The organism is Pseudomonas sp. NPDC087598, from assembly GCF_044743525.1.
Lineage (GTDB): Bacteria > Pseudomonadota > Gammaproteobacteria > Pseudomonadales > Pseudomonadaceae > Aquipseudomonas.
Genome location: NZ_JBIUWQ010000062.1, coordinates 1 through 7,059, shown reverse-complemented (window position 1 = coordinate 7,059; position 7,059 = coordinate 1). Strand labels below are relative to the sequence as shown.

The following is a 7,059-nucleotide window of genomic DNA, read 5'->3' as shown; positions in this document are numbered from 1 at the left end:
ACCCACAATAACGAATACCACAACTCATTGACAAACACGAGATAGGACTTCTCTTCCAGCCCACCGGCGGCAGCAAGGCCGCGCAAATCCCGACCGGCAAAAAGCAGCGCTTGAACATCGAGCGTCTGGCCAATGACGGTCGCGGCATCGCGTTTTTCGAAGGCAAAACCTGGTTCGTCCTCGGCGCCCTTGCCGGTGAAGAGGTCGAAGCGCGGGTGCTCGGCGCCCACGGCAAAGTGGTCGAGGCGCGTACCGAGCGCGTGTTCAAGACCAGTGAATTGCGCCGTCCGGCGCCGTGTCCGCACGCCGGTCGCTGCGGCGGTTGCAGTGTTCAGCATTTGCCCCACGGCGAACAGCTTGCCCTGAAACAGCGCATGCTCGCCGAGCAGTTATCGAAGGTGGCCGGTGTCGAACCACAAGAGTGGGCAGCACCGTTGACCGGCCCCGAGTTCGGCTATCGCCGTCGTGCCCGCATCGCCGTGCGCTGGGACATGAAGGCGAAAAAGCTCGACGTCGGTTTCCGCGCTGCCGGCAGCCAGGACATCGTCGCCATCAGCGAATGCCCGGTGCTGGTACAGCCCTTGCAACCGATCATGACCCGTTTGCCGGAGATGCTCCGTCGCTTGAGCAAACCGCAGGCGCTGGGCCATGTGGAATTGTTCAGCGGTTCGTCTTTGGCGGTGCTGCTGCGGCATATGGCGCCGTTGTCCGAAGCGGATCTGACGATTCTCAAGGACTTCTGCCATTTCCATGAAGCGCAGTTGTGGCTGCACGGTGAAGGGGAGCCGCAACCGGTGGATGCGAGCCAGTCGTTGGGTTATCGCCTGGAGCAGTGGAATCTGGATCTGGCCTGGCGGCCGGGCGACTTTATCCAGGTCAACGCCGGGGTCAACGAAGCGATGGTGGCGCAAGCGCTGGACTGGCTGCAGCCGACCCGCGACGAGCGTGTGCTCGACCTGTTCTGCGGTTTGGGCAACTTCGCTTTGCCGCTGGCGCAAAACGTGCGCGAAGTGGTCGCGGTGGAGGGTGTGCAGACCATGGTCGATCGCGCCGCTGCCAACGCCGCTAGTAACAATTTGCATAACACAAAGTTTTTTCAAGCCGATTTATCCCAGCCTTTGACCGATGCCCAGTGGATCGGAAACGGCTTTTCTGCGGTACTCTTGGACCCACCGCGTGACGGTGCTTTCGAGGTGGTGCGCAAGCTTGCGACCCTGGGTGCCAAACGGTTGGTGTATGTGTCGTGCAACCCTGCAACTCTGGCGCGCGATACGGTCGAATTGATCAAGCAGGGCTACCGGTTAAAACGTGCCGGGATTCTCGATATGTTTCCTCAGACGGCACATGTCGAGGCCATGGCGTTATTTGAAGCGAGCCAGGATGGCTCGTCTGAATCCGTCTGAGCTGTCCGTGTCGCGCTCGCTTTAGCCCCGCGAGCGCAAACGGGCAACGAAGCTCAGCGATTTGACGCATTGAATCTGCGTCGTAGGGAAGGTAAAGCAAGATGGTACAGGTGAGAGCACACCAGCCGATCAACACTGACGGCAGTATCAATCTCGAGGCTTGGCTCGATCACGCGGTCAGTGTCGATCTGGCACTGGATCGCGAAGCCTTGAAAGAAGCCTGCGAGTTCGCTCGCGAGGCCGAACAACAGTCCAATGCCAAGAAGAATCTGTGGGCCGAAGGCTCCGGCAGTTTCAGCACGGGACTCGAGATCGCCGAGATCCTCGCCGACCTCAAGCTCGATCAGGATTCGCTGGTCGCCGCGGTCCTGTATCGCGGCGTGCGCGAAGGCCAGATTGCACTCGCGGCCGTCGGTCAGCGCTTCGGTCCGGTGGTGGCCAAACTGATCGACGGCGTACAGCGCATGGCGGCTATCAGTGACAGCCTCAGCCCGCGTCAATCGATGGTCATGGGCACGCAAGGGCAGGTGGAAAACCTGCGCAAGATGCTCGTGGCAATGGTCGACGACGTGCGCGTCGCGCTGATCAAACTCGCTGAACGTACCTGTGCGATCCGTGCGGTTAAAACCGCTGACGACGAGAAGCGCAACCGGGTCGCCCGGGAAGTCTTTGACATCTACGCGCCGCTCGCGCACCGGCTCGGTATCGGTCATATCAAATGGGAACTGGAGGACTTGTCCTTCCGTTATCTGGAACCGGATCAATACAAACAGATCGCCAAGTTGCTCCATGAGCGACGGCTCGATCGTGAGCGTTTCATCGCCGACGTGATGACCCAGCTCAAGGACGAATTGCAGGCCACCGGCGTCGACGCCGACATCAGCGGCCGGGCCAAACACATCTATTCGATCTGGCGCAAAATGCAGCGCAAGGGTCTGGAATTCAGCCAGATCTACGACGTTCGCGCCGTTCGCGTGCTGGTGCCGGAAATGCGCGACTGCTACACCGCGCTCGGCATCGTCCACACGCTGTGGCGGCACATCCCGAAAGAATTCGACGACTACATCGCCAACCCGAAAGAGAACGGCTATCGCTCGTTGCACACCGCGGTAATCGGCCCGGAAGGCAAAGTGCTGGAAGTGCAGATTCGTACTCACTCCATGCACGAGGAAGCCGAACTCGGTGTCTGCGCGCACTGGCGTTACAAGGGCACCGACGTCAAATCGGGTTCGAACCATTACGAAGAGAAAATCTCCTGGCTGCGTCAGGTGCTCGAATGGCATGAAGAGCTGGGCGACATCGGCGGTCTGGCCGAACAACTGCGAGTCGATATCGAGCCGGATCGGGTGTACATCTTCACCCCCGACGGTCACGCCATCGACTTGCCGAAAGGCGCCACACCGCTGGACTTCGCCTACCGCGTGCACACCGAGATTGGCCATAACTGCCGGGGCGCGAAGATCAACGGGCGCATCGTGCCGCTCAACTACAGCCTGCAGACCGGTGAGCAGGTCGAGATCATCACCAGCAAACACGGCACGCCGAGTCGTGACTGGCTGAACTCGAACCTGGGTTACGTCACCACCTCGCGGGCGCGGGCGAAGATCGTTCACTGGTTCAAATTGCAGGCGCGCGACCAGAACGTTGCGGCCGGTAAAACCCTGATCGAGCGCGAACTGACGCGTCTTGGTCTGCCTGCGGTGGATTTCGACAAGCTGGCCGACAAGGCCAACATGAAAACTGCCGAAGACATGTTTGCCGCCCTCGGTGCCGGAGACTTGCGTCTGGCGCAACTGGTCAATCTCGCGCAGCAACTGGTCGAGCCGGAACGCGGCAACGAACAACTGGAACTGATTCCACGCAAGGCCACCGGTTACAAGCCGGGCAAGCGTGGCGACATTCAGATCCAGGGCGTCGGCAACCTGATGACGCAGATGGCGGGCTGCTGCCAGCCGCTGCCGGGCGATGCGATTGTCGGCTACATCACTCAAGGGCGTGGCGTGAGCATTCACCGTCAGGACTGCGCCTCGGTGCTGCAACTGGGCGGGCGCGAGCCGGAGCGGATCATTCAGGTCAGCTGGGGCCCGGTGCCGGTGCTCACCTATCCGGTGGACATTGTCATCCGCGCCTACGACCGTTCCGGTCTGCTGCGTGACGTCTCGCAGGTGCTGCTCAACGAGCGCATCAACGTGCTGGCGGTCAACACCCGCTCGAACAAGGAAGACAACACCGCGCTGATGTCGCTGACCATCGAGATCCCGGGTCTGGATGCGCTGGGGCGGTTGCTGGGGCGGATTTCGCAGTTGCCGAACATCATCGAAACGCGGCGTAACCGCACGCCGTAACGATGGCTTCGATCGAATGTGGGAGCTGGCTTGCCAGCGATGCGGACAACTCGGTCTTTCAGGGGAATCGAGGTGATGCAATCGCTGGCAAGCCAGCTCCCACAGGGTTTTTTGGTGAGAGATAAATGATGTACAGCCTTGAAGACCTGCTCCACCTGATGAGCCGGCTGCGCGATCCACAGTACGGTTGCCCGTGGGATATCAAGCAAACCTACGCGACCATCGTCCCGCACACCCTCGAAGAAGCCTACGAAGTGGCCGACGCCATCGAACGCGGCGATTTCGATCATTTGCAGGGCGAGCTCGGTGACCTGTTGTTCCAGGTCGTCTATTACAGTCAGTTGGCCCGGGAAGAAGGGCGTTTTGAATTCGCCGGGGTGATCGACAGCATCACCCGCAAGCTGATTCGTCGTCACCCGCACGTGTTCCCGACCGGCGATCTGTATGCGCCGCTCGATGTTCCGCGATTGAATGAGGAGCAGGTCAAGCAGCGTTGGGAAGAGATCAAGGCCGAAGAACGCGCCGAGAAATCCGCCGCGCCCGAGCAACTGTCGCTGCTCGATGATGTGCCGGCAACGCTGCCGGCATTGTCCCGTTCAGCCAAGTTGCAGAAGCGCGCCGGGCAGGTCGGTTTCGACTGGCCGGACGCCTTGCCGGTGCTCGACAAGGTCCGCGAAGAGCTCGATGAAGTGCTCGAAGCCATGTCCGAAAACGATCCCGAAGCGGTCGCGGAAGAGATAGGCGATCTGCTGTTTTCCGTGGTCAATCTGGCCCGGCATCTGAAGGTCGATCCGGAAACTGCACTGCGTGGCGCCAATGGCAAATTTGAAAGACGTTTCCGTTTTATCGAACAGGCATTGCGCGATACCCACCGTCCCATAGAAGATTGCACCCTCGAAGAGTTGGACGCCCTGTGGGGTGAAGCCAAACGTCAGGAAAAGAATTTGCCTAGCTGCGGCTGAGCAACTGCCCAAGTGAGTAAGCACATGAGTATTTCCCTTCGCGATCAGTTGCTCAAAGCAGGTCTGGTCAACCAAAAGCAGGCCAAGCAGGTCAGCAAGGACAAGCAGAAGCAGCAGCGTCTGGCCCACAAAGGCCAGATCGAACTGGATGATTCGCAGCAGCGCGCTGCCCAGGAAGCCATGGCCGAGAAGGTCAAGCGCGACCAGGAGCTGAACCGTCAGCAGAAAGAAAAGGCTGAAGCCAAGGCGCGTGCTGCGCAGGTCAAGCAGTTGATCGAAGTCTCGCGTCTGCCGAAGCTGACCACCGAGGACTACTACAACTTCGTCGATGACAAGAAGGTCAAGCGCATTTCGGTCAACACGCTGATGCGCAACAAGCTCAGCAGCGGTTCGCTGGCGATCGTCCATCATGCCGGCGGCTACGAAGTGATCCCGCGTGAAGCGGCCCTGAAGATCCAGGAGCGCGATCCGCAGCGTATCGTGCAGCTCAATGTGCAGACTGAAGAGGTCAGCAGCGAGGACGATCCGTACGCGGCCTATCAGATCCCTGACGATCTGATGTGGTAAATCGATAAAGCTGTAACAACGAAAAACCCCGCTGATGGCGGGGTTTTTCGTTTTCAATGCTGTGGTTGAATCAGGCGGATTGCAAGTCCCGTTGTTGCTCTTGCACTTCGAGTTCGGCCTTGTAGTTGTGGGCATCGATCTCGTTGTGGAACATGCCGACCAGCAAGTCTTGTTGATGCACATCCCAGATGCGGATACCGGCGGCTACGCCTTCGTGGGACATGTGTGAATCGTCGCGTTCAGTTACTTTTACAGTCATCTGCTAGCTCCAAATCTCAAGTTATCTGCAGCAAGGCGTGTGCAGGACTCTTTTATATAATTTGTTAGCTTGCTAAGTAAACGCTTGATTCGTGCAACGTATTCTTGCGTGAAACGCAACAGTGCTACAGCCCGCTAAATCCGCGACATTCGGTCGCAGGGCGCAAAGTTTCATGACAGAAGTTTCATTTTCAGAGCACCGAAAACCCCTGTAGGAGTGAGCCTGCTCGCGATTGCGCAATGTCAGTCGCCGACGATGTTGGCTGATCCACCGCTATCGCGAGCAGGCTCACTCCTACAGGGGATTTGTGTTGAGTCATGACGATTGTCGCAGGCAAAAAAAACGCCCCGAACCAGTCGGGGCGTTTTCATGTGTGGCTCAGCAGCAGGGAATTACTTGCCTTCCCAACGCTTCAGCACCAGCGTGGCGTTGGTGCCGCCGAAGCCGAAGCTGTTGCTCATCACGGTGTTGATGGTGGCGTTCTCGCGGGTCTTGGTCAGCACCGGCAGATCGGCCACTTCAGGGTCCAGCTCGTCGATGTTGGCGGAACCGGCAATGAAGTTGCCTTCCATCATCAGCATGCAATAGATCGCTTCGTGAACGCCAGCGGCGCCCAGGGAGTGACCGGACAGGCTCTTGGTCGAGCTGATCGCTGGAGCCTTGTCGCCGAACACTTCACGCACACCTTTCATTTCCGCGACGTCGCCGACCGGAGTCGAAGTGCCGTGGGTGTTCAGGTAGTCGATCGGGGTATCAACGGTGGACATCGCCATCTGCATGCAGCGGATCGCGCCTTCGCCACTCGGGGCAACCATGTCGTAGCCGTCGGAGGTCGCGCCGTAGCCAACGATTTCTGCGTAGATCTTCGCGCCACGGGCCAGAGCGTGTTCCAGCTCTTCAACCACGACCATGCCGCCACCGCCGGCGATGACAAAACCATCACGGTCTTTGTCGTAGGCACGCGAAGCCTGTTCCGGGGTGTCGTTGCGCTTGCTGGACAGTGCGCCCATGGCGTCGAACAGGAACGATTGGCTCCAGTGCTCTTCTTCACCGCCACCGGCAAAAACGATGTCCTGCTTGCCCATCTGGATCTGTTCCATTGCGGTACCGATGCAGTGAGCACTGGTGGCGCAGGCAGAAGCGATGGAGTAGTTCAGGCCCTTGATCTTGAATGGCGTGGCCAGGCAAGCGGAAACGGTGCTGCTCATGGTCCGCGTTACGCGGTATGGGCCAACGCGTTTCACGCCTTTCTCGCGCAGGATGTCCAGCGCTTCCATCTGGTTCAGCGTGGAAGCACCGCCGGAGCCGGCGATCAGACCGGTACGCGGGTTGGACACTTGCTCTTCGGTCAGGCCGGAGTCAGCAATGGCGTCTTTCATGGCCAGGTAAGCGTAAGCCGCTGCGTGGCCGACGAAGCGATAGATCTTGCGATCGATCAGCTCTTCAAGGTTGATGTCGATGGATCCGTAAACCTGGCTACGCATACTCATTTCTGTATATTACTTGTTGTATGGGTTATCATT

5 protein-coding genes and 1 pseudogene are annotated in these 7,059 nt (G+C 59.0%); 4 read left to right on the top strand and 2 right to left on the bottom strand.

The window, feature by feature from the left end; translation table 11 throughout:
- Window positions 1–26: 26 nt before the first annotated feature.
- The 4 genes from rlmD to ACIOWE_RS25160 all read left to right on the top strand — a co-directional run bounded on the left by rlmD (window position 27) and on the right by ACIOWE_RS25160 (window position 5,277).
- Window positions 27–1,403 (top strand): 23S rRNA (uracil(1939)-C(5))-methyltransferase RlmD, encoded by a 1,377-nt coding sequence (rlmD, locus tag ACIOWE_RS25175; protein WP_401397168.1) that lies wholly within the window; start codon window positions 27–29, stop codon window positions 1,401–1,403.
- Between the two features lie 101 nt (window positions 1,404–1,504).
- Window positions 1,505–3,748 carry a GTP diphosphokinase gene (relA, locus tag ACIOWE_RS25170; RefSeq protein ID WP_401397116.1) on the top strand — a complete coding sequence of 748 codons (2,244 nt, stop codon included), beginning with the start codon at window positions 1,505–1,507 and terminating at the stop codon, window positions 3,746–3,748.
- Window positions 3,749–3,876: 128 nt separating this feature from the next.
- A complete protein-coding gene (mazG, locus tag ACIOWE_RS25165) occupies window positions 3,877–4,710 on the top strand; it encodes a nucleoside triphosphate pyrophosphohydrolase (protein ID WP_401397165.1) in 834 nt (277 codons plus the stop codon).
- A gap of 24 nt (window positions 4,711–4,734) precedes the next feature.
- Window positions 4,735–5,277, top strand: a complete 543-nt coding sequence (locus tag ACIOWE_RS25160; protein WP_038367495.1) for a DUF2058 domain-containing protein — start codon at window positions 4,735–4,737, stop codon at window positions 5,275–5,277.
- Window positions 5,278–5,347: 70 nt separating this feature from the next.
- Here the strand turns inward: ACIOWE_RS25160 and ACIOWE_RS25155 are convergent, their stop codons facing one another.
- Together ACIOWE_RS25155 and fabB are read right to left on the bottom strand one after the other, a co-directional pair.
- A complete protein-coding gene (locus ACIOWE_RS25155) occupies window positions 5,348–5,536 on the bottom strand; it encodes a hypothetical protein (RefSeq protein WP_201237196.1) in 189 nt (62 codons plus the stop codon).
- Window positions 5,537–5,928: 392 nt separating this feature from the next.
- Window positions 5,929–7,035 (bottom strand): annotated as a pseudogene (gene fabB / locus ACIOWE_RS25150) (beta-ketoacyl-ACP synthase I); the annotation flags it as partial.
- Window positions 7,036–7,059 lie beyond the last annotated feature (24 nt).

What these genes read in the sequence shown, in the direction of transcription:
- mazG (WP_401397165.1), top strand. Translation starts at nt 3,877, where the DNA reads ATGTACAGCCTTGAAGACCTGCTCCACCTGATGAGCCGGCTGCGCGAT.
- relA (WP_401397116.1), top strand. Translation starts at nt 1,505, where the DNA reads ATGGTACAGGTGAGAGCACACCAGCCGATCAACACTGACGGCAGTATC.
- ACIOWE_RS25155 (WP_201237196.1), bottom strand. Translation starts at nt 5,536, where the DNA reads ATGACTGTAAAAGTAACTGAACGCGACGATTCACACATGTCCCACGAA.
- ACIOWE_RS25160 (WP_038367495.1), top strand. Translation starts at nt 4,735, where the DNA reads ATGAGTATTTCCCTTCGCGATCAGTTGCTCAAAGCAGGTCTGGTCAAC.